At 47.8% G+C, this 25,665-nt stretch carries 19 protein-coding genes; 10 read left to right on the top strand and 9 right to left on the bottom strand.

Going from position 1 to position 25,665, the window contains the following annotated elements:
- Positions 1-250 precede the first annotated feature (250 nt).
- The 6 genes from ACG1BZ_RS20960 (at position 251) to ACG1BZ_RS20935 (ending at position 7,393) form a co-directional block, all read left to right on the top strand.
- A complete protein-coding gene (locus ACG1BZ_RS20960; RefSeq protein WP_413663518.1) occupies positions 251-547 on the top strand; it encodes a hypothetical protein in 297 nt (98 codons plus the stop codon).
- 60 nt (positions 548-607) lie between these two features.
- On the top strand, positions 608-919 hold the full coding sequence (locus tag ACG1BZ_RS20955; protein ID WP_413663517.1) for a cupin: 312 nt from the start codon (positions 608-610) through the stop codon (positions 917-919).
- A gap of 329 nt (positions 920-1,248) precedes the next feature.
- Entirely contained in the window at positions 1,249-1,557 is a 309-nt protein-coding gene (locus ACG1BZ_RS20950; RefSeq protein ID WP_413663516.1) for a DUF1272 domain-containing protein, read from the top strand.
- A gap of 191 nt (positions 1,558-1,748) precedes the next feature.
- Positions 1,749-2,711 carry a glucokinase gene (glk, locus tag ACG1BZ_RS20945; RefSeq protein WP_413663515.1) on the top strand — a complete coding sequence of 321 codons (963 nt, stop codon included), beginning with the start codon at positions 1,749-1,751 and terminating at the stop codon, positions 2,709-2,711.
- 170 nt (positions 2,712-2,881) lie between these two features.
- Positions 2,882-5,746 (top strand): TonB-dependent receptor, encoded by a 2,865-nt coding sequence (locus tag ACG1BZ_RS20940; protein ID WP_413663514.1) that lies wholly within the window; start codon positions 2,882-2,884, stop codon positions 5,744-5,746.
- Between the two features lie 135 nt (positions 5,747-5,881).
- On the top strand, positions 5,882-7,393 hold the full coding sequence (locus tag ACG1BZ_RS20935) for a tryptophan halogenase family protein (protein WP_413663513.1): 1,512 nt from the start codon (positions 5,882-5,884) through the stop codon (positions 7,391-7,393).
- A gap of 90 nt (positions 7,394-7,483) precedes the next feature.
- Here ACG1BZ_RS20935 and ACG1BZ_RS20930 read toward each other — a convergent pair whose 3' ends face one another.
- The 5 genes from ACG1BZ_RS20930 to ACG1BZ_RS20910 form a co-directional block, all read right to left on the bottom strand.
- A complete protein-coding gene (locus ACG1BZ_RS20930; RefSeq protein WP_413663512.1) occupies positions 7,484-7,783 on the bottom strand; it encodes a hypothetical protein in 300 nt (99 codons plus the stop codon).
- Between the two features lie 31 nt (positions 7,784-7,814).
- Positions 7,815-9,734, bottom strand: coding sequence for a VCBS domain-containing protein (locus tag ACG1BZ_RS20925; protein ID WP_413663511.1), 1,920 nt, complete (start codon positions 9,732-9,734; stop codon positions 7,815-7,817).
- Positions 9,735-10,022: 288 nt separating this feature from the next.
- Positions 10,023-12,194: a tetratricopeptide repeat protein gene (locus ACG1BZ_RS20920; protein WP_413663510.1), complete on the bottom strand. Its 2,172-nt coding sequence runs from the start codon at positions 12,192-12,194 to the stop codon at positions 10,023-10,025.
- A gap of 3 nt (positions 12,195-12,197) precedes the next feature.
- Complete coding sequence (locus ACG1BZ_RS20915; RefSeq protein ID WP_413663509.1) at positions 12,198-14,195, bottom strand: DUF3857 domain-containing transglutaminase family protein; 1,998 nt, start codon at positions 14,193-14,195, stop codon at positions 12,198-12,200.
- A 374-nt stretch (positions 14,196-14,569) separates the two neighbouring features.
- Complete coding sequence (locus ACG1BZ_RS20910) at positions 14,570-15,418, bottom strand: DUF3014 domain-containing protein (RefSeq protein WP_413663508.1); 849 nt, start codon at positions 15,416-15,418, stop codon at positions 14,570-14,572.
- A gap of 358 nt (positions 15,419-15,776) precedes the next feature.
- Here ACG1BZ_RS20910 and tnpA point away from each other — a divergent pair, with 358 nt between their 5' ends.
- Both tnpA and ACG1BZ_RS20900 read left to right on the top strand, forming a co-directional pair.
- Entirely contained in the window at positions 15,777-16,211 is a 435-nt protein-coding gene (gene tnpA, locus ACG1BZ_RS20905; RefSeq protein ID WP_413663507.1) for an IS200/IS605 family transposase, read from the top strand.
- Positions 16,212-16,293: 82 nt separating this feature from the next.
- A complete protein-coding gene (locus ACG1BZ_RS20900; RefSeq protein WP_413663506.1) occupies positions 16,294-17,940 on the top strand; it encodes an alpha-amylase family glycosyl hydrolase in 1,647 nt (548 codons plus the stop codon).
- 67 nt (positions 17,941-18,007) lie between these two features.
- Here ACG1BZ_RS20900 and ACG1BZ_RS20895 read toward each other — a convergent pair whose 3' ends face one another.
- The 3 genes from ACG1BZ_RS20895 to ACG1BZ_RS20885 form a co-directional block, all read right to left on the bottom strand.
- On the bottom strand, positions 18,008-18,859 hold the full coding sequence (locus ACG1BZ_RS20895) for a universal stress protein (RefSeq protein ID WP_413663505.1): 852 nt from the start codon (positions 18,857-18,859) through the stop codon (positions 18,008-18,010).
- 470 nt (positions 18,860-19,329) lie between these two features.
- Complete coding sequence (locus ACG1BZ_RS20890; RefSeq protein ID WP_282931061.1) at positions 19,330-19,869, bottom strand: hypothetical protein; 540 nt, start codon at positions 19,867-19,869, stop codon at positions 19,330-19,332.
- 759 nt (positions 19,870-20,628) lie between these two features.
- Positions 20,629-20,958 carry a hypothetical protein gene (locus ACG1BZ_RS20885; protein WP_413663504.1) on the bottom strand — a complete coding sequence of 110 codons (330 nt, stop codon included), beginning with the start codon at positions 20,956-20,958 and terminating at the stop codon, positions 20,629-20,631.
- 249 nt (positions 20,959-21,207) lie between these two features.
- Between ACG1BZ_RS20885 and ACG1BZ_RS20880 the strand changes: the two genes are divergently transcribed.
- Together ACG1BZ_RS20880 and ACG1BZ_RS20875 are read left to right on the top strand one after the other, a co-directional pair.
- Positions 21,208-21,366 (top strand): ADP-ribosylglycohydrolase family protein, encoded by a 159-nt coding sequence (locus tag ACG1BZ_RS20880; protein ID WP_413663503.1) that lies wholly within the window; start codon positions 21,208-21,210, stop codon positions 21,364-21,366.
- An 898-nt stretch (positions 21,367-22,264) separates the two neighbouring features.
- Complete coding sequence (locus ACG1BZ_RS20875; RefSeq protein WP_413663502.1) at positions 22,265-24,817, top strand: alpha amylase C-terminal domain-containing protein; 2,553 nt, start codon at positions 22,265-22,267, stop codon at positions 24,815-24,817.
- 47 nt (positions 24,818-24,864) lie between these two features.
- Here ACG1BZ_RS20875 and ACG1BZ_RS20870 read toward each other — a convergent pair whose 3' ends face one another.
- Positions 24,865-25,503: a hypothetical protein gene (locus tag ACG1BZ_RS20870; RefSeq protein ID WP_413663501.1), complete on the bottom strand. Its 639-nt coding sequence runs from the start codon at positions 25,501-25,503 to the stop codon at positions 24,865-24,867.
- Between the last annotated feature and the right edge of the window lie 162 nt (positions 25,504-25,665).

Raw genomic sequence — 25,665 nt, 5'->3', positions numbered from 1 at the left:
GCATGAATAATCCAGCGGATTTGCCGCTTCATGAATAGGTGGTCAGCTTATTTTGTACAAAGGCCTGGTGCTGACTAATGGGCCCCTTTTAACTGGTTACTCAAAGCCTCTGCTGTAAGTGACCAGCTCGTCTTAACCTTTGATTGTTGTTGCCCCGAGGTGGAGTCAGGGCTACCTGCTTGTGGTTCCTAAAAATAGATATTTAACTTATGATTTCGGCCGCGAATGAATAAAGAAGGAATAGGAAATTATGGGTATTTTTGATAAAGCCAAGGAACTCGGTGAAAGGGTCAATGAGTCCGTAACCGCTTTTAGCAGTGATGAAGTAATAGCCAATACCGTTATCAAAGCGGTTGAGAAGCAGGAGAAGGTGAATGCCATTCTTAAAGCCAGGGGATGCAATTATCGTGTTGCGGACATCGATCTGGGGATGGGAATTCCACCAACGGTGACTTTTGGGGTGAGGCGAGTTGATGAGCTGGCAGAAAAAAAGGCTGATGAAAATGGTGTCATGACTTCACCTGCGCCTGAAGAATCCGCCTTATAGTTACCGACTCTCTAAATGATGGTTCCGGAAATTTTATAAAGCGATATTGGAATAAACATTATGAAAATAGTGCGTAGCAGAGATTTTACCGGTAGTAAGCCCTGGGAATCGCAACTTATCGCAAATATGAACGGGATTACCACTAAACTGCATTGGACTAATAAACCTTATATTTGGCATATCAATGATGGCCAGGAAGTCTTCGCTGTTCTCGATGGTCATGTAGAAATGTTTTACAAAGTGGCAGGTAGAACCGAATCGGAACTTCTTGAACCTGGTGATATATTCCACGCTTCTGAGGGCACGGAACATGTAGCTCATCCTGTTGGTGAGGCTCGCATTCTGGTTGTGGAATCTGAGGGAAGTGTCTAAGTTGGTTTTCCTTTCTTAGAAATTAATTAATGTGGTTATCTTATCAAGAGATAGTCATCAATTTGATGGCTTGGATAAGCATTTTGCAATGTTGATTTTGTAACAGTTGAGCATGTCGGAATTTGTCGATTTACTGTCATTTTAATACCACTATTGGATAGAGTAAGTCGTTAATATAAAAAGCTATTTAATCTTCCATATATAAAGCTTATACAGGTTTTATGTAGTTATTTTCTGTTGGGATAACTTCCTTTGTGTAGGGAGGTTGAGCGAGAAATTAAGACTAATAAACTTCAAAAAATTATTTAGCGAACAAGGAGGGAACTGGGATGCTGGAGTTAAGGCCGAACTGTGAGAATTGCGATAAAGATCTACCGCCAAACTCGGAAGAGGCGATGATATGTACTTACGAATGTACTTTCTGCCAGCCCTGCGTCGAGACATTTCTCAGTAACGTCTGCCCTAACTGTGGCGGTAATTTTTGCCCCCGCCCCATTCGGCCCCAGGTTGCACGGCGTAGCGGTGTGGGTATTAGCTATCAACCGGCCTCACAGAAGCGAGTCAATACTCGATTTAGTAAAGATGAAATCTGCTCGTTTACCGATAGCGTGAAAAATATCCCCCCCGCTGATCGCTAAAATAAAGTGACTGAAAGTTGCAGTTTGGTTTTCTGTTGCGAGGTTTACCGAGCTTATCTGGGTCATGCATGGGGTCATGCGGTTTCTTTATAGGGTGAGTTGTCCTCTGTAGTAAGCTTTGGGGCTGGCAATATTTTGTCTGACGCCTTAAGTTATATCGCCTTTTTTAGGGGGAAGTTAGAAGGATAACTATGACGAGTATCGTAGCGGATATCGGTGGGACCAACGCCCGATTTGCCATCGCCAAGCCTGTAGCAGAGGGTTACCAGCTGGAAGAACTCAAAGTCGTTGATTGCCAACGCTTCGAGGGATTTGATGCAGCACTACAGCACTGGCTTGATGGGTTAAACCAGCCGCGCCCGGAAAAGGCGTGTATTGCAGCAGCCGGTCCGCTGGAGATGACTCCAACAGGTGGAAAGGTTTATATGACCAATCTGGGCTGGACTATTGACGCCGGGGAGCTGGCGCAAGAGTTTAGCTTTCCCCACCTAGAGCTGATTAATGATTTTGCCGCCTTGGCTCAGTCTCTGCCCCGTCTGGCCGAATCAGATTACCAGGTACTGCGCGATACTCCCCGGCAGGCAGGTGCCCCTATGGCGGTGCTCGGTCCCGGAACCGGCCTCGGTGTTGCCGGACTGGCTGAAGCCGATGGCCGATACCATGTGCTGGCGGGAGAGGGCGGGCATGCCAACCTGACAGTCTCCACTGAGCGTGAATTGCAGTTGCTGCAAATCCTGATGAAAACCCAGTTACCTGTTTTCAACGAATGGGTTTTGTCGGGCAATGGGCTGGTTAATCTCTATCGCGCAGTTTGCGAGCTGAACGGAGAGACCGCTGAGGACCTGACGCCTCCCGATATCAGCGCCCGAGGCCTTGAAAGTTCAGATCCGCTGTGCCGTGAAGCTCTGATAGATTTCCTGAATTTCCTCGGCAGTGCGGCCGGGGATGCGGCCTTGTACATGGGCGCTCGTGGCGGGGTATTTTTGGGCGGTGGTATACTGCCCAGGATCGCTGAACTGCTACCTGAGAGCGAGTTTGAGCAGCGTTTCCTGACGAAAGGGCGTGTCGCTCAATGGATGGAGGCCGTTCCGGTATACGCGTTGAATGCGGGTTATCAGGCTCTGATTGGCGCTGCAGTACAGCTTGAGGGGTAATTGCCCGCTACTTTTGTTGGGTTATGGCCTGACAAACGTGTATTAAATTACACCTGTGATTGATCTCACACTTTTTCCCGTCTCCTCCCCCCTCGGGGGAGGATGTTATGGATTAGGGGCCGCCCTAGGATGCAGGGTCTCAACATAACGATAAGTCCAGGGAGAAGATGATGAGTCTATCCAATAAAGGTAAAGGGGCGCTCAGACCCACTTTGCTATCTGCTGCCATCGCGGCCTCCGTGTCCACCTCGGTTGGGGCCTATGCTCAGGAGCAGGAAACACTGGAAGAAGTAACAGTTACCGGTATTCGCACCAGCGTTTTGGACTCCGTTGAAGCCAAGCGCGCCGCCGATGTTGTGGCCGATGTGATAGATGCGGGCGCGCTGTCATCTCTTCCCGACCAATCAATCGCCGATGCCCTGGGCCGTCTGCCCGGCGTAACCACCGTGCGATCCAACGGTCAGTCCTCACAGCTAAATATCCGCGGTATGAACGGCGACTTCCTGCAGACCACTCTGAATGGTCGTGAGCAGGCCTCTACCAGTGGTTATACCGAAAGTACTCGCTGGATATCTTTTGACCAGTACCCAGCAGAGCTGATTAATCAGGCGGCGGTCTACAAGACTCCGAAAGCCTCTCATATTGAAGGTGGTGTAGCGGGTTCTGTAGAGCTGAAAACAGCCAATCCTCTCGACGCCGAGAAAGAACACAACTTTAATGCCAATGTACGCATGTCGTTTAACGACGCAGCAGACGACGTCGGTGCCGACGAGTTCGGTGAGCGTGTCACGCTGTCGTACATGGGTAAATTTATGGATGACAAGGTGGGCGTCGCCCTGGGTTATTCCCACCTTGAGCAGCCGAATAGCTTTGTAAAGTCCCGCACGGGTGCAGACGCCCAGATCGGTTATGAACCGCCGGCAAGCGATTACGATGGTGACGGCAGCGCAGATGCTTTGCCGCGCGCATTCCAATGGCAGTCAGGTGATGGTACCGATACCCGCAATGGTTACCTGGCTAGCGTCGTTTTTGAGCCTACCGATGGTTTCAAGGCCCAGTTGGATTACTTCAAATCTGACTTTGAGCGTGTGGATACTCGCCACGGTATTACGGTTGGTGGGCTGGCCAATACAGACATGTATACCCTTTCCGATACGGAAGTAAACGGCGGAGTGGTTACCGATGGAACGGTAATTATTACCGATCCAAAAACTGTTTACGATTCCAGCCCCTGGTTTGAATCCCGCTCTGAGGATCAATCCACTCAGGCGGACAGCGATAGTATTGGCCTGAACCTGGAGTGGAATTTTGGTGACCGCCATACCCTGGCCGTTGACTACTCCTATAGTAAGGGCACCAAGACGCGCAAGGATCAGATTGTATCCATGCACGCTTACGACCTGACCTACGATGACAATGGGAACTTAGAGACCTGGGAAGAAGCTGCTGGGCAGAGCTTTGCCTATTCCCTTAATGGTGATGGTATTCCCTCAGGCGTTTTCTCCGGTGTAGATTTCACCGATCTGGATACCATGCGTTTGTCGCGCTACGAAGAGTACCCCCACGAGTACACAGATAAAGTTGAAGCCTTCAAGTTCGATTACAAGTTTGACTTGGAGTGGCGAGCCATTGCCTCTATAGAGACTGGATTCCGTGTCTCTGAGCGTACTTTCGATTCTGAGCGTGGTGCTTTCCTGTACGGTAGCCGCGATGGTCAATTCAATGACTACTGCGCGGATAACCTGTCCGACATCGATTGTGAGCCGCAACTACTGGACGGCTATGTCAGCATTGAATCTACCAATGGGATACCACAATTCGTAGTCAACGATATGGATGCCCTGGCTTCCAGTATTTTTGGTGCCGGTAATTACGAAGGTAAAAAGGTATTTAGCCAGGACTGGACTTTCGTTGAGTCCGGTGCTGTGAAAGAGGAAGTTTTTGCCTACTACCTGATGGCCAATATCGAAACCCAGTTGGGTAGTATTCCAGTAACTGGTAATTTCGGTGTACGGGTTGTTGAAACCGATGTGAAGTCCAGCGGTATCCAAAATGTGGGTGCTGGCAATGGTATCGAAATTACTGATGACGTGGGTGTAACTTCAGATAGCTACGACTATGTTGAGTACGGCCCCGAATACACAGATACCCTGCCTTCCCTTAACTTGAACTTTGAGCTGACCGAGCAGGACTACATTCGCTTTGCTGCAGCTAAAGTGATGGGCCGTCCGCCAGTTGGGCAGCTGAAGGGCGGCGCTGGCTCCTGGAACAGTGTTAACAACGATGGCGCTACGGAGTACAACGTTTGGACCAAGGGGTCTCCCTACCTCGATCCTTTCCGTGCAAACCAGTTTGACCTGGCTTATGAGCACTATTTCGAAGATGGCGGCGCGGTAACTGCAGCCATTTTCTGGAAAGATATCGAAAGCCTGGTAGAAAAGCAGTATATCTACCTGGACAGCCAGGCAGATCGGACGGCGCTGTTTGATTCCCTGGGTATTGAAATTCCCGTTGGTCTGGAAGCTGGCGCTTTTGAGACTTACGTGAACAATGACAAGGGTGGTTATATTCGAGGCATCGAGCTTGCGGGTACCAAAACCTTTGATCAGCTGCCAGGTATTTGGGCTGGCTTGGGTATGACCGCCAGCTATTCATATACTGAGAGTGAAACCGAAGTGAGTGGCGGTAACCTCTATGGTGAAAACCTGCCATTGCCGGGCCTCTCTGAAAATGTCTGGAGCACTACAGTATTCTGGGATATTGGTAATTTCAGCTCCCATGTCAATGTTCGCTATCGGGATGAATTTATCCTGAATATGCCGGTACCAGGTAGCTCCACACCAGTGGAAGCGCAAGCCTATACCACTGTCGATGCACAGATATCCTACGCATTTGATAATGGTATCGATGTGATTTTCTCAGCGAACAATCTTACGGATGAGGCTGATGTGAAATCATACGGAGTAGATGGCGTCCTCGGTGAATACACTGAGTTTGGACGTCAGTTCTACCTCGGCTTGAACTATAGCTACTAAGTATCGCTGATTCTTTCGGTGTAAACTGAAGATGTGATAAGAGACCGCCCGCTGAGCTACGCTTGCCGGGCGGTTTTTTTTTGAAATATCAAATGGCCCGAAAATAAGTGCGGTGCCGAATTTTTGAGAGTCGCCATGAGCAATCAATGTAAAAAAATAATTATTCTTGGCGGGGGTACCGCTGGCTGGATAACCGCCAATCTGATGGCGACCCATTGGCAGAATAAAGGGTTTGAAATCACCCTGGTGGAATCACCGGATATTGGAATTATCGGTGTGGGGGAGGGATCAACTCCGCCACTAAAGGGTTTTATGGAGACTATAGGAGTTAGCGAATCGGAGTGGATGCCTGCTTGTAACGCTACTTACAAGGTCGGTATTACCTTTAGGGATTGGTCGGTCAAACCGGGCTTTACCGAGTATGTTCATCCCTTTGTTGGCCAGCCTGACCAATTTACTATCCCGGCATTTTTTCATAATAGTTACCTGCGCAGGAAGGGCGTTGACTTGGAGGGGCACCCGGACCACTTCTTTCTGGCCACTGAGATGATTCGGCAAAAATTATCCCCGGTCGCACCAGAAAACTTCCCTTTTGAAATTGCCTATGGCTACCATTTTGATTCTGGTTTATTGGGCCAGTTCCTGCGGGGTGTTGCCGAAAAAAAAGGGGTTCGCTATAAGGTGGCGACAGTGGCTGGTGCTATGCTCGATGCACAGGGGAATATTGATCACCTGAAAACTACTGACGGTGAGGTTCTCAAAGCTGATCTGTATGTGGACAGTTCCGGCTTCCGTGGAAGTCTTATACAACAATCCTTGAAAGTTCCATTTATTAGTAGCGCTGAGAGTCTGTATAACGACTCTGCGGTTGTATTTGCTACGGACCAGGAAAGGGAGTATGCACCGCACACTATTTCTACTGCGATGAAATATGGCTGGGCCTGGAAAATCCCCCTGACTAATCGCAATGGCAACGGCTACGTTTACAGCTCTCGCTTTGTCGATGATGACAAGGCAGAAACGGAATTTCGCGCTCACTTGGGTTTGCTGGACAGTGATGTCGAGGCGCGTAGATTAAAGTTCAAGGTGGGACGGGTTGCCCAACACTGGGCCAAGAACTGCCTGGCGGTGGGGCTCTCCCAAGGCTTTATTGAGCCTTTGGAGGCAACGGCGCTTGATATGGTTCAGGAGACTGTAGTGCGCTTTATAGAGGCCTATAACAATGGTGATCATACTGATAAATATAGGGATGACTTTAATAATCGTATCAGCGCTCGTTTTGATGCGGTGCGGGACTATATCGTCTGTCACTATCGTATTAGTTCGAGAACAGATACGGATTATTGGATTGCCAATGGCTCTAATGAAAAGATATCTCCCTCCCTGCGTTCAATCTTGATGTCCTGGATGGCAGGCAAGAATATTACTGATGAACTACTGGATCAAAAACTGGATGTCTATTTCCCGAATGTATCCTGGAATTGCCTGTTGACTGGCAAGGGGATTTACCCGGGGCAGGAACAGTTGCGTCCAGGTAATGAGTTTGCACACAAATATAAACTGGAGGAAATCAAGGATTTTAACCGCCGCTGTGCTCTGAACTTTATGCCGCACATGGATCAGTTAAATCAATTAAGGGTGGGGTAGAAGAAAATCTGGAATAGTGCTCGGGTTATCTCTGAGCACTATTCCGCTTTAATCAGATAGGGAGGTGAATCGTTTTAAATTAATAAATGGCTATTCGCTATCCTTTACTTCTATTTTCTCTGATTCTTTTATACGTAGTATGTGCTTTTCTCCACGCTCACCACGAATTTTAACCCGATCTCCAGATTTCATACCTTTGAGCTTGGCCTCATCGGCATTCAGGAAGAAGTAGCGGCCAGTCTGCTCATCTTTCAGGGAAAACTTACGCTCGGATTTTCCCGTTTCAAAATCTTCAGAGATAATTTCCTCCAAGGTGCCAGTTACAATCTCCTCTGCTTGCACAAACAGGGAGAAGCTCAATGCAAACGCTATTAGAATGAACTTTTTCATAGTATTTATCCTGCGGTAACGGATTTATAGTCTAATCACTGTAACTGACTAAGATAGTGGCCGACTGTTTGTCTGCGGCCATAGATTGAAACTCAATGGTTAAGCCAATATTTGAGTCGGTAAAACTATCTCCTGGTTCCTTGAGTTCTGCTACATGGTTAAAGAGTCTATTATCGAGATAATGAATGGATACTGAATTTTCCATATGAGACGATGGGTTCAGTATGTCATGGCCTACATGGTAGTTCACGTAGTAGTAGTCTTCTCCATTCTGACTACCCGCACTCTCAACTTTCAGCTGCTGGGGCAGGTTTCCTGAGAGCTCTCCCGCAGTCAGCTCAATAGCCTCAATCTCCACCTCTTCGGTGCTGCCGGCGGTCTGGGTTACCGTTTGGGTATATTCGGGGAATAAATCATACCAGCCCATGTACTCTCGGTGACCACTGCCAAATAAGCGCGAAGTCCAGGCATTCCCCATAAAGCTCCCATCTGTTCCATACTCGCTTTCGCCACTATCGAAGGTATCGCCATCATTGTTGTCATCATTGCCGGCATGGCTGAGTCCAATATTGTGGCCAAGTTCATGGCCCATTATTATCTGGTCTGTATAAGCGGTAACGATGCTCCATTTACCACCAACAGAGGCGACACCAGCCCCAACCAGCCCAGCACTCTTGGCCTTTGGCGGGTAGATGTAAACACGGTGGCGCCAGTCGCTTAGGTTGATAGGGTTGTTATTGTTATCAACTAAATTGGCTTCTGCCCATTCTGTTGCATTGTCACGCCAAGTGTATCCTCCGTCTGTATATTCTCCTCCCTGGCTGGAGCGGGCTGCCGCATCGTCAACGCTTAAAGTGCCACCGTCTTGGTTATCCGGAATGTTGTAACTGATACAGTCAATGGAGCTATCTTCATTGCTACCTTCTCCATAGCAGTAATGTTCCAGGGAGCTGTCGCTGATGCGATGGCGCAGGAATTTTAGTTGTCCCAATGAATTCTTTAGGTAGGTATTATCGAGAGAGTCTTCATCGTTAAAGACCATATCTGCAATATCAGAGATATCAGTGGTATCTGTAGGTACGGCATCAGAGAAGTTCATGAAAATGAATACGATACTGCTTTCATCAGGCTCTAAAGTGACGACAGAGAAGGTAATCGATTGAGTAGTGCCATCGCTAAGTTGAAATGAAATGGTATCTTCTGTCGTTTCACCATTGTTTAAACTGTCTGCAGAATCATTCAGGCTGTATTCCCAATCTCCGTTGCTGTATAACTTGAAATCGCCGTAGGATCCGTTAAGTGTTTCCTCGACAAACTCCGGAGTATTGCCATCGACATCCTCCAAAAGGAACGTTCCCGAAGAAAATTCCTTACCTTCAACAATCAAAGTGGCCAGTGGGCTGGCGGGGTTGAACGTGTAGGCATCGTCGTAACCGGTTATGGAAATGGATATAGTGGCTTCTGAATCACTGGAACCGATACCAATATTAAATGTGTCGGTCACTAATTCTGAGCCAGCAATTGGATCGGATAGTTCAAGGTCCAAAGTATAGGTCCAGCTGCCATCACTGGATATTTCAAGCTCTCCGTAAGTCCCTTGAAAATTTCCGGATTCAAAGGTTTGATTGCTGTTTGAGTCATCGACCAGTTGCCCAGAAACCGTTGTCTCGACATCTTCACTGACGCTGCCGCTGTCACCGCTTATGCTAGGGGAGTCATCGCCGTCGTCATCATCCGAATCTGAACTGTCATCATCATCAGAGCTGGAGCTGTCATCATCAGAGCCAGTATTGCCATCGTCATCATCGCCGTCAGAGTTTGCCCCTGAATCGCTATCGTTGCTTACTGGAGTATCGTCAGGTTCGTTGTCATCGGAGCTTCCGCCCCCACCGCAAGCAGTAAGAAATACAGATAAACTGATAGCTGTGAGTAACTTCAGTGAATAGGTCATATCGCCTCGATAGATCCGTTAAACCAAATATAATTGGCGCGGAGTATAAAGAGCTGTCAGTCATAATCTGTGATGGTTGGCTTGCTTTTGAGGCTGATTTTTTACTTGAGCAAAAAATGGTGCTATCGATCGCACCTAGGAATTTTTTGCCAATAAAACTAAAGAAAACAGGCTGAAAAATAGTTGGGGATTTTTAAGTGAGGAAAAGAGTGGTTTAGGAACTTGTTGGCAAAAGAAGGTTGAACGCGGTCAACTATTCGCTGTGAATAGTCGACCGCATAAATAATCTTATTCTGCAGAGAGTCCACTCAGAAACTGTTTTAAGTGTGAGACATTGCAATCTTTTGTGTTTGCGCAGTTTTCCAGGATTTGTTTCAACTGCTGGTCGTCACTTTGTTCAGTAGCCAATTTCAAATAGTAACGTACCTGATCAAGGTTTTTGCCTGGATTTTCGTCTTGACTATAGGCCTCAGCAATTTTTAGTGAAGCTATACCATGCCCTCTCTTTGAGGCTTCCTCGTAGAGTGACATTGCTCGATCTAGATTAGCTTCTACACCAAGCCCCTGTTCATACATACGGGCTTGGTTAAAGTATCCATACTTTGAATTTTGATTCGCTGCCTGCTCGAACCAATGAAGAGCCTCGGGATAGTTATGGAAAGAATCACTACCGGAGTCCAAGTATATGAGCCCCAGCTTATTCATAGCACTTGCTAATCCCCTCTCTGCTGCTTGAGTGTAATAATAGATTGCCTGTTCCAGGTCCTTTTCTACTCCGTTACCTGCCTCGTAGAGTCCGGCCAACCTGGCACTGGAGTTGGCTGAGCCTTCTGCAGCTGCGAGCCTATAAAGTTGTGCTGCATGAGTCGGGTTTTGTTCCACTCCATAACCATTTTCGGCGGAGTAACCCATATTGGTAATACACTCCAGGTGGCCGGCCCGTCCACACAATAAATACCAGGCATAGGCAATATCGGCGTTGGCATCTGCAATAATATTCTTGGAATGCAGGATCCCCATTTTTAATTGTGCAGGAAGATGATTGCGATATGCCGCAGCTTGATAGTCCCTGATAGATTGATTGATATTAACCGGTTGGCCATGGGCGCCTAGTTGTGTGATACGCCCTCTCTCAAAGAGTGCGGCGGGGTTTCCTGCAATTGCGGCCTCATTGAGAAGTGCCATGCCCCCACTGATTTCTTTTTTCTCCTCCAGCAGGTAGCTGGCGTAAAAAAACTGGGCTGGTGAAAAGCCACTATCGGAAGCTTTTTGAATAAGCTTTTCAAATTGATAGTAATTATTCTGCTCAAGGTAACCAATAGCCTGGGTAAAGTGGGCTACGGGGTAACCTTTATTAGCGCTGGCTTGCAAGAATTGTGCAGCACCGGATTCGTTAGCTGAGTTAAATTCTTCTGACGCAAAAAGGGAGTAGAGTTCGTACTCCGCCTGGCCCTTCCTCAGGTGTTGTTCGGCACTGGAAAGTAGTGAAGTTGCTAATTCTTTGTCTGGGTCAATTCCCAGGCCCATAAAGGCTATATAGGCTAGGTAAATCTTCGCCTCTTCGAGGCCCAGGTCCGCAGCAGCAACAAATAATTGTGCGCACTCGTTAACTGCAAATTTTTCAGTTTTGCCACTGAGACACAGCCGCCCTAAACTGATATTGGCGGAAATGGATCCCATAACAATAGCGTCCAGATAAGCTTGTTCAGCCTGTGGATACTGACCCTCCGCATGAAACACAATGCCTTCGGCGTGTCGAGCAGCATAGTCTGTAGAGGCTAATATCTGGATAATATCGGCATATAGCTGATCCGATGTGCCGGCAAATGGATACCGGATCGCGAGCAGTCGGTGTAGAAAGCGGGCATTATCGAAGTAGATTTTCGATACCTGATAGCCGCCTACTTCCTTTACGTTATATACGCGGTATATAGCATTGCGACTATTTGCAAATTCAAAATAGCTATCAATAATTTCATAGCCGGATATGGTGAGCAGGTCTTCTGCATCTGCCCAGCTTCCGACCTCAAAGGCACTATAGCTATACTCACCACTGCGTCCGGAAAGGATACCAGTAGCAATAAATTCAAACAGGTTTTTATGGTAGTTGGCGGCTTCTAACTGTCCCACAGACTCATAGCATTCTGCAGCGCTGAGATGGGGCGTCAGTGACAGGATGTTGTTGTTTGTTACGGCCTTCCAGTCCACGGCTTCACAAGACTTATCCCCAGATTCAATCGCGGATAGCTCCGCCTGGTAGCGCTCTCTGGCCGCGATATTATTCAGGGGTTGCTGAGACTCAAGATAGGCAACCCAGAAATCCTCATAAGCAACTTTATCTGGAGCGCTAGCAATTTGTTCGGTTAGCAGCCTTATTTCACTATCGCCGGGTTCGATGGAAGTGTGGGCCGCACAAGAGGCCAGTAAGTAAATAACGGGGGCAAAAAGGAATTTTTTCATTATTTACTTCCTGATCAGTGACTTAACCAGGTTTTTCATTGCCTTGCTGGTTTCCTGAGTATTCGAATTATCGCCCTTGGCCCAGAACTGATATTGAAGTGCTTCATCCAGTTTATCGAGTTGCTCCATATACTCGGCAATATCCGTATTGCGGACATGGTCCGCTTTGGATTTAAAGGCGTAGTTCACCGAGATGTTATTGCCAATATGATCGGAGGTTCTGGAGAAGGTGAACCAGGGATTTTCTATCTGTAGATCCTGGGATTCCTCTCTCCACAAAACCTCTCCAGTAATTTTGGCTACTGCTTTGTGGTTGATATCCACAGGATGTGCCAGCGCTAATGGGCTCTGGCGAATACGCTTCTGGGGGCTGGTAATATAAGAGGCGATACTGGAGCCATACAGTGAGAAAATCTTCCGGGCAGAGTTCAACTCGGCAAAATCACTGATCTCATATAGCTCCGATACCTGAAGTATATTTTCACCCCGATTGTCCTGGTGCTTGATATTGGATGTGATTTCAATACCGGGGTAGTAAGTTGCCATAAAGTTTGCGTAATTACTCTTTATGTATTCAGAGTCCGCTGACTGGAAAAATTGACGCATCTGCTCCGCTTTGAGAGCGCTGTAGGTGGACTCAACAGTTAGCCCTGCGGTATTGGCACTGGCATTGATTTCAAAATTTTCGGTGACATCCAGTTGCAGAGTGCCATTGGCGGGATAAATCGTGGTTACTTGTTTTAATGCTCGGGTTCCCTTTCGAATGGGGAGTGCCAATTCATAATCAAAGAAGCCTTTACTCTTGATATTAGAGCCCTGTCCGGAAGCGGTGCCGTCAACCCAATAATCTTGTCCATTGAGTTCAATGACGCTGATTACATGATCAAACGAACTGGGAGAGGGGATATCATTGGCAAGGTCACGCCCGCGTCCTGAAGACACCAAAGCGGGGTAAGAGTTAACCCCCAGGTGAGACAACATGGCGGTTATTAATATGGCCTTGTCTTTACAGTCGCCATAGCGCTTATCCAAAGTCTCTCTCGGCGTTCGCGGTTGGTGTGAGTTGATTCCAAACTCGATCCCAAAGTAGCGAATATCCTCCTGAACGTAGGTAATAGCCTTGCTGACCGCTCTCTCAAGGCCTTCCTCTGCACGCCATTGATCCAATTGTCGGGTGAGTTCCTTTGGCAGGGAAAGGTCAATATCGTAGAGTGTCATTGCCCAGTCGTTCACTTCAGCCCAGCTGTTATAGCCTGAATATTGGATGTAGTTGAATGGGTCATGCCAGTGAGGGTATTCCCCCTCCTGAAGTATCGGAGACACCTGCTTCAGGTCCAGCGTGTACTGGTAAGTGCCGTTATTGCGGGTAACGTTCACCGGTACTTTTTCATTGTTAAAACGGTAGTTGAGCTTGTTGTCACTGGTAATTTTTACATAGCGCCTGTCGATGGCATCTGGCCATGATAGGTAGAAAGTACCAAAATCCCCGCGTTCAAAAATAGGATTGCTTCCCTCGAGCGTATAAGCGTAGGAGATTTGGTCACCGGGTCGGATATCCTCAAGAATGTAAAGCGCATTCCACATTTCAGAGTAGAGTTTGCTGGACAGTTCCTGCTCAGACTGGAATAACTTGAAGTCCTGTTTTTCCAGGCGATCAATCACTTGATCATTGCGGGTGACGGTAATTTCGTGGACGACCAGCTGCTGGAATGCGGGGTAAAAACTAATGTTCAGTTCCGATACCTGTTTAACCCCTTGCTGATTGAGGGGCTCCATCACCAACTGAAAATAGTATTGGTGTTGTTCGTTCGTATGGGATATCTGGGAGTTACTCAGGTGATACCTAACACTGCCTTCGGGTGCAGTGACACTACTCGAGAGGTCGACGGCATCCACCCAAGTGGGTGTTGGGGCTATGTTAATTTCAGGGGTAGCCTGGGCCAGCGACACAGCAAATAAGAGAGTCACAGCCAGAATTTGGCCGAAGGAACGATATTTCAAAATGAGCCTCGATTGTTATCTACAGCCTATACCGGCGGAGACAGAATAGATCTTGGGTGGGGAGTAAGCAGAAGGGGCACGCAGGGCACCCTACGATTGATTCGCTCCTGTTGAACCCTGGATCTTTCCCTATAGGGCAGTGCCTGTTGCCGCTTGGTGTTGGGATCGTTTAGTGAACAGCCGGTAATATACCCCAATGGCTATGGGCTGAGTATCGGATGGGTATGACCGCTGGCGTTTTGAATAAGTTTTTCGGCGGTTCAAATTGATGAAGGCAGGGTTTGTTGTGTCCAGGCGATGAAATGGTTAAAAAACAACCGAATCTTAAAGGTGGGAGGCCACCCAGCTTGTAAGCTGAGTGGCCTGAGATCTGCTTATTGGGTTTGCTCCTGAACGGGCATTTCTTCGAGCTTAGCCTTTATCTCTTTGAGCTTTTCCTTAACCCGGGCTGCATTGTCGGGGCCCATGCGGATCATCAGCTTTTGTATTCCAGGGAGTTTTTCCAGTTTTGGGTCGGCAAATTTGTAATACACCGACGGGCGTATCAATTGAATAGGGCCTTCAACATCTGGCGCTGCCAGTACATTGTCGATTGCTCCAATCACCACCTGGTGGAATGACTTGTTGCGAATCCCCAGCTCGCCATAGGCCTGAGCTAAACGGGGGTACCAGTACTGATACAAAGTAATGATGGCATCAGTGTTAGCCAGTGCGAACAATCGTACTGGTTGGTCGTAACGGCGATAGTTCTCCGGGGACAGTTGGTAGCCCTCAGCGGATGACCCGGTAACGGTGATGGGGCCGCGAATGGTTTTCAGCGGGCGATGCTTGTGAATCAGCTCACCACGGGATGCTGCATTGGCAGCGGCCACCCATTTACGTATTACTTCGTCGGGTACCAGCCAGCGGGACAGGGCGCCGTCGGGTGCCAAGGACATTAACTCGTCATATGCGGCCTTGTCACTCTCGTTCAGGGGGGGAGGCGGCTCTCTGCCGGGCTCCTCTTCAATGACCGGCTCCTCGGGCGGCTGGGCTGGTTCCTGGCTCTCAGGTTGTGCCAGGGCTTCTGGCTCGGGAGCAGTTTGGGGTTCTTCGACAACACCGATAGTGGGAATTTCTTTTTTCTTTTCCTCGCCGGTCCAGAGCCAATAGGCTGCTGCAGCGACAACGACCACCACAATAATGCCGATGATCCACCCTTGCCTAGATTGTTGTTCCGACATTCCCTGCCTCCTTTGACTGCTAACAGAATGTGACGCTTGGACCACGACAAAGCGCTGCGGTTTCTCGCGATCTGCTGGTTTTACATTACTCTGCAAAAGCGCCGCTCGCAAAATAGTTTTACTATGGGGTAATTGCACAACCTTATTGCCGGTCTTATACCCTGCGCAGCACCTACGCCCCCGCGCGGGAGGATGTTTGATTTACTGGGCCTATTAGAGTGGCCTGGGGAGCTTCTGAATAATTAATACATGGGTAAACCACCGCCTCTGGCGGTGAGACTTGACAAGGCTCTGCCGTTCCGGCGTGCAGAGTAAAAATATGGCCTCCATGAACCGGCAAGTTCTTTAAGGAGGCCATATGCGAGATTGGCAGTGCCAAGCTCACGTGAAACATTATTGCAGGTACCATGTGGTATTTGTGCCCAAGTATCGAAAGAAAGCGTTAGTTGGGGCATTGAGACGTGAGATTGGAGCAATATTCCGAGACTTGTGTCGTCAAAAAGGCATTGAGTTGGTCGAGGGGTACGCAATGAGGGATCACATTCATATGTTGTTAATGATTCCTCCCAGGATAAGTGTTTCCAATACGGTTGGGTTTCTGAAAGGGAAATCTGCGATCCGGATATTTCGGAAGTACAAGCATGTACAGAGAAATTTCACAGGAAGACATTTTTGGGCTCGGGGCTACTGCGTGAGTACAGTAGGGCTTGATGAGCAGATGATTCGAGAGTACATCAAGAATCAAGAGGTTGAAGAACGCCGGCAAGAGCAGATGCAATTGGCGGGATTGTAACAAGCCCCCTCTGGGGGCTTTCACCATACCACCCGCTATGCGGGTGGTTGCTGATTCTGAGCGGCGAATAAAAGAGAGAACAATGGGAAAATTCACCAGCTTATTGATTGGCCTGATGCTGGGTGGTGTACAAGCTGCCGTGGCTGCAGAGCCGGTAGATCCTTTTTGGCGCAATGCGACAGTCTATTTTATGTTGCCGGACCGTTTTAATAACGGCGATCGCAGCAATGACTTCCCCTACGGTCGCAAAGACGATGCGGCATACCTGCGTGGCTTTGAGGGAGGGGATCTGCGCGGCGTTATCGAGAAAATTGAAGCGGGGTATTTTAATGATCTCGGAGTCGATGCTATCTGGATGGCCCCGGTGATTGAGAACATCCATGGCTACAATGAGTCCGATAAACGCACCTACGCTTTCCATGGCTACTGGCCTAAGGACTGGACTGCCGTAGATGCCAACTTTGGCACCGAAGCAGAACTGGCAGAATTGATTGAGGTAGCTCACAGCCAGGGGATTCGCGTATTGCTGGATGTAATTCTCAATCACACCGGGCCAGTCACTGAACAGGATTCCAGATGGCCCTCGAGTTGGCTGCGCAATAGCCAGCAATGCGACTGGTCTGACTATGCCGGCAATGTTGAGTGTGCAATTCACGCGAACCTGACGGATATCCTCACGGAGAGCGAGAAAGATGTCGAGTTGCCGCCGCAACTGGTGGCAAAGTGGAAAAAAGAAGGCCGCCTGCAGCAAGAGCAGCGTGAACTGGATGCCTTTTTCGAGCGCACTGGCTATCCCCGCGCCCCCAAATATTACCTGATCAAGTGGTTAACCGACTGGGTGCGTGAATACGGTGTCGATGGTTTTCGTGTGGACACCGTCAAACATGTAGAGCCACAAGCCTGGGCAATACTGAAAAACGAAGCGGATATAGCCCTGGCGGAGTGGAAGGCTGAGAACCCGAAGAAGAAATTGGACGATCGCAATTTCTTTATGGTGGGTGAGGTTTACCATTTCGGCGTTAACAACTTTGGTCCCAGTGTTGGTCGCTCTTACGATTATAGCGATCGGAAAGTAGACTTTTATCAGTACGGTTTTGACAGCCTGATTAACTTTGATTTTGCCCAGGTTGCGGGCAAGCCAGCGGAGGATATTTTCTCCAGCTATTCCTCCTCCTTGAACAGTGGTGAACTAAAAGGGCTCGGTGTCCTAAATTATCTAGGCTCCCACGATGACCATCACTCATTTGACCGCGAGCGCCAGCACACACTGAGTGCCGCAAGTAAACTGATGTTGGCGCCCGGTGCAGTGCAGATATATTACGGTGATGAACTGGCGCGCCCCATGATTGATGATCGCGCATTCGGCGACGCCTCTATGCGCACCAATATGAACTGGGATGACTTGGAAAAGCCGGAAACCCGTGCATTGCTGGCTCATTGGCAGAAGCTGGGGCAGTTTCGTCGATCGCACCCGGCAGTTGGAGCTGGTGTACACCAGAAGCTGGAGGATAAGCCTTATACATTCTCCCGCACCTTATCTGGTGAGCAGCCGGTAGTTGTGGCGATGGAACTGTCCGCGGGTGAGAAGAGCGTATCAGTTAAAGGTGTGTTTGCCGATGGTATCGAACTGACCGATTACTATTCGGGCAAGCGAGCCAAAGTTGAGGATGGCAGGGTGAATTTCGATACCGAGGGAACTCTGCTACTACTATCGGCTAAATCGCAGTAAATCCAAAAAAGAAAGCCCCTGCAGATAGCACTGCTGGGGCTTTCAGCATCCTTGAAAATGGGATGACTTAATCGTTGTTCATTGTTGTTGTGGTGAACTGGTTACATACCATCACATCAACGTCCAACTGGCCAATTACACGCTCGGCAGTATTGCCACGCAGGAATGAACCGGTCTCGCCATACTGATTCATGGTTCCCATCACGACCAAGTCTGCATCGATCTCACGGGCCACCTCCTCAACAACATCGCTGGTATAGCCGCGCTTTACGTGAATGCGATGGGTGGGGACACCGGTTTTATCGGCAAGCTTGGCCAAAGCACCGCGATCTGGGTAGAGCATGGAATCCAGGAAGGCGTTTACGAGGTGTAGCTCTGCTCCGTAATGACCTGCGATATAGGTCGCGCGTTCGCTGATCTGGCGATTGAGCTCGCGCTGCTCGAGGGTTTTTGCCTGGTAGTTAACGGTAGCCAATACAACTTTGCGCTCGTCCTTGGCGCCAGGGCGAATCAATACTACTGGGCAGCGCGCTGTTTTCAGGACTCGCCATTTGGATTCGGCGAAGGTAAAGCGACGGCTGCTCTTCGCGTGTACTGGTAGGTAGATCATTTCTGCGTTGCAACGCTTTGATTCCTGCACGATGGCCGCCTGCCAATCACTGGACCAGCAAACAGTGATCTCACAGGAAAGACCAGCTTCTGAGATGGGTTCACGAATTTGTTCACGGAACCACGACTCATCGCGAAATAGGTGGTCGTTAACTGCACGGGTATCCACCGCTTCACCATCAACTGCGACGAATACAGCCAGTCGCGGCTGAGGATTGCGTCCACGTGAAGTGATCAGGGCTCGCTCCAGAGCTACATGCTTCTCATCGTTAGGGTCCACTACAACGAATACGGTGCTTTGCTGCTCCATTTTTTCTCCTCAACTAAGCGTGTTACTGGCCAGTGCGACCTGCAGTTGACCAAGAGGTCTAATCTATCATGATGGGGTGGTCAGCCCGAGTACCTGACTGTCCCATTTGTCGAATTTGGCGCCTATCTCATCGAATAATTTTGTTGCGCATAATGGCGAAGTTGGGGGTGGAGGTATTGAGGTAGATCAAGTTTATAGGTAGCGCGTGCAAGCCCTACTAGAACCAAAATGCGGGTGACCAGAATTCAAAATGTATTCTTGCCTGGTAGCGTTATTGAGAGCTGGTTGGAGTATGTTGGGATTGGAATTACTTAGAGAGTGGGGGCTAACTACAACACCATAAGTAACTATCGGCTACAGGCTCTTTGAGTTAAGCCGTGATCGGTTCTTTTAGTCTTTCCCAAAGAAACTTACCCGGTGAAGAGGGAGCGCGCACTATACGCGCGTCCCTAGTGCTCAATTCGTAAGGTTTAGACTTCCCGATACTGGTCAATGAGCGCTTTGATATTTTTCTTAAGTACAGCGCCAATATCTCCACCTGCACCGCCCACGGACAGATCACTATCGGCATGAGCCTTGTATTTAACATCACCGGTTTCGGAGTCCTTAACAGTCAGGACAGAGTCAACGCCTCCCTTTCCTGCGCCAAAGCCAACAGCCCAGCGCAATGCGCGATTTCCGTATTGAACCTTCACATCAAGATCAACGAGCAAAGTCTTACCTTCAGCTTCATCTAAGGAATTGACGAGTTGATAATCGCTCTCTCTGGCAAATTCCTCGAGTTCACTGCGGGTATGGAGCTCCCAACTTTTCATTTTTTCCTGTAGGGCACTATTGTTTTTGGCTGCACTTTCATTTGAGTACACCCTTACGTCTTGTATTAATATATTTTTATAGTCTTCAAAACTTTGCGCTTGAACGTCTGTTTTTACGTGTGCGACACCACATCCGTATAAAGCTGAAAGTGTCACTGCAAGGCAAAATACCTTTATCCCTTTGAAAAATTTCATCCTTTTCCCCTTAATTTGAATATAAAAGCTGAAGCTTCACAGTAGGGATCGAGCCCTAGCTGTCTATTTCAGTTACCGGCTGAGCGGTTTTATAGTTAGTGCAGATGGAATGAACTACATGTTCACTGCCCGGTAAGTTTACAAGGAAAATACATTACTTTCTCTACTGATAAGGTGAGATCACACTTGAATGAAGCTATGGTGCCAAGTTGTAAGGCAATTTCCTTCAGATACACTATGCCAAAACTTGAGCCTTCAGTCTGAGGAACTAATCAAAATTATCTACCGCAATAGCTTAGATGCATAGCAGGTTTTGTATGGCAGATTGCCACATCTACTGTAGGAGGTAGGTAGATAAACTTAGTGATTTGGGTGTTTAAGTGACAAATTGAAGTGTTTTTAGAAAGGTTCTATGTTTAACGCCCGTCCCTCTTGCTAGCGACTGGTAGAGAGATCAAAACGCAAAACATGTATTTGTACCGTCGTTTGTTATATATTTTTAGCTACTGATTGAACTGACACAAATCCAGTTCCTGACCATTAAGGTAGCCGTACTGGGTACCTAAAACGTAGTTAAACAAAATGTAAGCCCTGAAATGTCGCAGAGGTGTAGTTCATTGGCTAGTTATATGCTAGTTATCAATTAGCAATTTCTTTATTCATTCTACTTGGCTCATAACGCACTATAAAAGGTTTAAGCGTTACAGAGAAACTGCGAAGTGAAGCTCCAGCCCTGTCGGAGTGACTTTCATTAATTTATTATGAATTTTCGATATTCCAGTTGTCTACGACATTTGAGTAGATTAATTCTCTAATGCTAATTATTAACGTCGATATACCCAGGGCTAGCGCACCTATACCCAGTTTGAAAGTGTAGTCGCATAGCGAACTAGATAACTCGACTAGCCGGAAGCAGTTTAACTTTTCGCTTAGCACCATTTCATCTTGTGCAACAGTAAATACGCCTTTGCAAAAATCTTTAATATCAAAATGAGCACAAGAAGATGCAGCACCGAGTGCGTACCATGCAACAAATCCAGATAATAAGGCAAGTGAAAGAAAAGTTACTTGCCGCTTGCTAAATTTCAATTACTGCCTCCATTTACACTTGTCGAACAGTCGAGTAATTTCTTGTAAGCCCAGCGCACATAATGCAGGATTATGTCGATTTTCTCGATATCCTTGATGCAATATTACTCTAGACTACGGTAAATAAGGCATTACTACAGCTATAACGGAGCTGTGTAAACATCCAAATCATATGGAGACGCTATAGCTATAGAGTTGGCTGAAGAGCTTGCTCGTGGAGATAGACCTTGAGGTCGGGCGATTGAACAGGTGGGGGAAGGTTGGGCGACTGAAGAGGCTCTTGTTATTTCAGTTTACTGTGCCCCTAAAGCTCCAAGCTTCAAAGAAGCGTTGCTGATGGCTGTTAATCACGATGGCGATTTAGATTCTACAGGCTCTATTAGCGGAATCCTGATTGGTGCCAATTAGGGTGTGGGTGCAATTCTTGCAAACTGGTTGGCTCAACTTGAGCTATCTGATGAGATATCAGAAATAGGTCAGGATCTACTGGAGTTTCGAGATTGGCCTGTAAGTGAGTTTGATGAACACTGCGATTATGCTCATGGAATAACTAAGAAATATCTGGAGTATTAATTTCTATCTATCTAGAGTCATCGCTAAGAAGTGCTCACATACCGTCATTACTTCAAGCATTTAAAGCTAGAGTTGTGAGTGATTCTGTTTTCCCATCTGTTTAAATTTTGGTCTTAAAAGCCAAATTATCTTCGCTATTTAGACCTGTAGCACAAATATCTACTACGCCCCCTATAGGGAGGATGTGCTCTCAAGCACTGATTATTAGCCTTCCAAATGCCCGAATAGTTGTAATTTCGGGTTTGCAGTAGCACAGGAGGTGCATATTACCGCTGCTGTTCGGTATCTGTTCACACACTACCGGTTTATTGATGCCTTTGGTGGTCTGTGGATATCTCAGGATGAGTGATCAATTGGCCGGGTATTGAAATCCAGCAGTTTAGATACTGCGTAGTTGGGGTTTCCAAATATCTGGCTTGAATTGCAAAAAATAATAAATGGTCACCTGTGATGATAAGCCTGAACTTTTCTTCGCCGCTTTCGGTGCTTCCCACAAATTCTTTTCTTGAGCGAATGCCTATTGGTTGTGTCGCCTGAGGAGAATATTTCTAGCTCCTACTGTGGGGCGAATGCAATCCAAGTATTTGCAAGTGCCTGGGAAAAGGCGTGCTTATAGGTTGACCCTATTTATGTAGAAATGGAGAGCCATTAATCATTGGTGGGCAACTGCTCCTGGGGTTCTCCTTATACAAAAAAGATAACGACTAAAGATGAGAGAAAAAGGAAAGCTAAAATGAAAAAACAATTTCCGTTAAAAGGGCTTCTGGGAGGCGCGAGTATCGTACTCGGAGCCATGTCCAGTACCCATGCCAGCGCAGGTACAGCCTTTGTACACTTGTTTGAATGGAGCTGGAATGATATCGCCAGTGAATGTGAGGAGTTCCTGGGGCCAAAAGGTTTTGATGCGGTACAGATCTCCCCGCCCCATGAACATATCAGCCACACCACCTGGTGGGCGCGCTACCAGCCGGTTTCCTACACTAACCTGACCAGCCGCAGCGGTACCGAGGCTGAGTTACAGAGCATGATCAGTCGCTGTAATGCGGCGGGTGTGAAAATCTATGCTGATGTAGTGATCAACCATACTGCGGCCTGGAATGGCGGTGGTACAGGTTCAGGCGGCACCGAGTGGACACTGTTGAATCACCCTGGAGAGTTTTCCTCTTGGGATTATCATTCGGAGTGCACCGTCGATAACTATAGTGATGCCAATAATGTCTGGAACTGCCGCTTGGTTGGACTTCCGGATCTGGATACTGGTTCCACTTATGTTCAGCAGACCCTGGCCGATTACCTAAATAAATTGCAGGGTATGGGCGTTGATGGTTTCCGTGTAGATGCGGTTAAGCACATGTCTCCCAGCGATATGTACGGCATCATGAGTAAAGCTGGCAATCCCTGGATCTTTTCTGAAGTTATCGGCGCAGCTGGCGAAGCTTCTGAGATTCAGCCGTACAACTACACTTTCCTGGGCCGTGTGACTGAGTTTAAGTACGGCACTGATGTGGCGAGTAATTTTAACGGCCAAATTAAAAATCTTGCCAGTATTGGCGAGAGTTGGGGACTTTTATCTTCCAGCGATGCAGTTCACTTTATCGACAACCACGATCGTGAGCGTGGCCACGGTGGCGGCGGTAACCTGACCTATCACGATGGCTACAAGTACAACCTGGCCAACGTTTTTATGCTGGCACACCCCTATGGCTATCCGAAGGTAATGTCAGGTTATGACTTTACCGATACGGATATTGGTCCCCCCAATACTGGTCCGGAGAGTTGTGAAAACAACGAATGGATATGTCAGCACCGATGGGGCAATATTGCCAATATGGTGGGTTTCCGTAACTATACCGATGGCACCAGTATGGAAAATTGGTGGGATAACGGAGATAACCAGATTGCCTTTGGACGCGGTGATAAAGGCTATGTCGTTATCAATAACGAGGGTAATTCTTTCAGCCAGACACTGTATACAGGCCTTCCTGCAGGGGACTACTGCAATGTCCTGGCGGGAGATGATGAGTGCAGTGGCGATGTTATTTCCGTAGGCAGCAATGGCTATGCCACTTTCAATGTTGCAGCTTATTCCGCTGCTGCCATTCACGGTGGGCAGCTATCTGGTCCCTGTGGTGATGAATGTTCTGGTACAGGTTTCCCCAGCCTTTATTTCCGTGGCACAGCAAATAATTGGGAAGCAACGGCTTTTGAATTGGTAGCAGATAATACCTGGCAATTGGTGGTCAATTTTGATGGCCAGGCAGACCAACGCTTTAAGTTGGATATCTATGGTGACTGGGCCGAAAATTACGGTGACGATGGTGCTGATGGCACGCTGGATCAAACCGGAGAAGATATCTATACCTCTGTAACCGGTAACTACTTGATTGAAGTAAATGATGAGACTCTGGCCTATTCGATCACCGAGGTCTCTTCCCAGCAAGCACCCACTGCAAGTGTGACTCCAGTATCCAGCACAGTAGAAGTCAATCAGAGTGTCACCCTGGATGCCAGCAGCTCTACTGATAGCGACGGTAGTGTGGTTTCCTATAGCTGGAGCAGTGGTGGTAGTTCTTCCTCGACGACTTTGAGCTTCGCCAGTGCGGGCACTTATACCGAGACAGTCACTGTTACTGACAACGATGGCCTGACCGATAGTGCTACGGCAACCATTACCGTGACTGATCCCAATGCTGGTTATGCTCAAAACTTTACGGCATTAAATTTCCGCGGTACGCCCAATAGCTGGGGCACTCAGGCGATGACCCTGGTTGCAGATAATACCTGGCGTGCCACTGTGGTGTTTGATGGCAGCAGTAACCAGCGCTTTAAGTTTGATGTCAGCAGTGACTGGGCTGAAAACTACGGGGATAACAATGCGGACGGTTCTCTGGAGCAGGGTGGGGATGATATCTACACCGATGTATCAGGTACCTATATTGTTGAGGTAAATGATGAAACCCTGAGCTACAGCCTGACCTGTGCAGACTGTGGTAGTTACGCATCCAACTTTTCCTCACTTTATTTCCGTGGCACACCAAATAGTTGGGGTGCTGACGCTATGGAATTAGTTGCCGACAATACCTGGGAAATCCAGGTAAATTTTGATGGCCAATCCCAGCAGCGTTTCAAGTTCGATGTTAATGCTGACTGGACTGAAAACTACGGCGATAGCGACTCCGATGGTGACTTGGAGCAGGGTGGGTCTGATATCTACACTTCTGTAAGCGGAAGCTACAAGGTGCAGGTGAATGATCAAACCATGATTTATAGTGTGGTTGCACTGTAATTGATAAGAGCCTGCAGGCCAGGAAGTTGGTCTGCAGGCTTCTTTAGTTATTTATTTTCTTTTTCTTTAGCCAGCAGAGCTTGTTGTAGCGCCTGCAATTTTGCATTCTCTTCTTGATTTAACTTTGGGTTCGATTCACAACGAGGATCGGTTTTTTGCAGCAAGGCCAGTATTTCTTTTGTTAATGGTATGGGTTCACAGCCGTGTCCGGTCTCGCAAATTAAATCCCACTGCGGTTTGGCCTGGACATGACAGGCAAAGCAGTTACCTCCAAAACGGTTAACTACATCAACAAAACCTCGCTTACGGATTTTGCTGCCTTCCTCAGAAACATCCAGTTCAAAAAACTCCCAATCTTTAGTGGCGGGGTTAAAGCCTTTTTGGTGTTTGATCATCACTTCCCCGGGTACCAACTGGACCACTGATCCAGGAGGATAAACACCTCCAGTGCTGGAGTTTGCGACCTCTAGAGTCCCATCCAGATCTCCCAGTAAATTATCCACATAAAACCCCCGCACCTTGGTCATATCTCGGATGCAGTTAAAAGTCTCGTCTGTTACCTGGATAGGTGCTTCGCTCTGTTCAGCCTTGTTAGTTTCAGCCATTGTAGGAAGTGCTACTGATGCTAAAAGTGCAGCCAAAATTAGGTTTAGTGGTGAAAAATAGCGGCTAGGTTGTCGGTTCATAATGTCCCCTTGCATATCAATTTCGGCTTTTATTTAAATTGTGCACAATATAATTGTGAGCAATATACATGGAGTAGTGTTTATGTCAAGCGAGTTACCTGATGAGTATGGTTAGGGATTGTCGGGATTATGTTGTGAGAAAGGGGGTAGGGTGGGTATAAA

Origin of the sequence: Microbulbifer sp. CNSA002, assembly GCF_047324085.1 — a bacterium.
Classification (GTDB): Bacteria; Pseudomonadota; Gammaproteobacteria; order Pseudomonadales; family Cellvibrionaceae; genus Microbulbifer.
Note: the sequence above shows the minus strand (reverse complement) of the source record. Positions and strands in the feature narration are given on the sequence as shown.

Bases quoted from the DNA above. Each gene is read 5' to 3' on its own strand.
- ACG1BZ_RS20935 (WP_413663513.1), top strand. From the start codon at position 5,882: ATGAGCAATCAATGTAAAAAAATAATTATTCTTGGCGGGGGTACCGCT.
- ACG1BZ_RS20870 (WP_413663501.1), bottom strand. From the start codon at position 25,503: ATGAACCGACAACCTAGCCGCTATTTTTCACCACTAAACCTAATTTTG.
- ACG1BZ_RS20960 (WP_413663518.1), top strand. From the start codon at position 251: ATGGGTATTTTTGATAAAGCCAAGGAACTCGGTGAAAGGGTCAATGAG.
- glk (WP_413663515.1), top strand. From the start codon at position 1,749: ATGACGAGTATCGTAGCGGATATCGGTGGGACCAACGCCCGATTTGCC.
- ACG1BZ_RS20920 (WP_413663510.1), bottom strand. From the start codon at position 12,194: ATGAAAAAATTCCTTTTTGCCCCCGTTATTTACTTACTGGCCTCTTGT.
- ACG1BZ_RS20890 (WP_282931061.1), bottom strand. From the start codon at position 19,869: ATGAAATTTTTCAAAGGGATAAAGGTATTTTGCCTTGCAGTGACACTT.
- ACG1BZ_RS20930 (WP_413663512.1), bottom strand. From the start codon at position 7,783: ATGAAAAAGTTCATTCTAATAGCGTTTGCATTGAGCTTCTCCCTGTTT.
- ACG1BZ_RS20955 (WP_413663517.1), top strand. From the start codon at position 608: ATGAAAATAGTGCGTAGCAGAGATTTTACCGGTAGTAAGCCCTGGGAA.
- ACG1BZ_RS20910 (WP_413663508.1), bottom strand. From the start codon at position 15,418: ATGTCGGAACAACAATCTAGGCAAGGGTGGATCATCGGCATTATTGTG.
- ACG1BZ_RS20900 (WP_413663506.1), top strand. From the start codon at position 16,294: ATGGGAAAATTCACCAGCTTATTGATTGGCCTGATGCTGGGTGGTGTA.
- tnpA (WP_413663507.1), top strand. From the start codon at position 15,777: ATGCGAGATTGGCAGTGCCAAGCTCACGTGAAACATTATTGCAGGTAC.
- ACG1BZ_RS20875 (WP_413663502.1), top strand. From the start codon at position 22,265: ATGAAAAAACAATTTCCGTTAAAAGGGCTTCTGGGAGGCGCGAGTATC.
- ACG1BZ_RS20895 (WP_413663505.1), bottom strand. From the start codon at position 18,859: ATGGAGCAGCAAAGCACCGTATTCGTTGTAGTGGACCCTAACGATGAG.
- ACG1BZ_RS20950 (WP_413663516.1), top strand. From the start codon at position 1,249: ATGCTGGAGTTAAGGCCGAACTGTGAGAATTGCGATAAAGATCTACCG.
- ACG1BZ_RS20940 (WP_413663514.1), top strand. From the start codon at position 2,882: ATGAGTCTATCCAATAAAGGTAAAGGGGCGCTCAGACCCACTTTGCTA.
- ACG1BZ_RS20925 (WP_413663511.1), bottom strand. From the start codon at position 9,734: ATGACCTATTCACTGAAGTTACTCACAGCTATCAGTTTATCTGTATTT.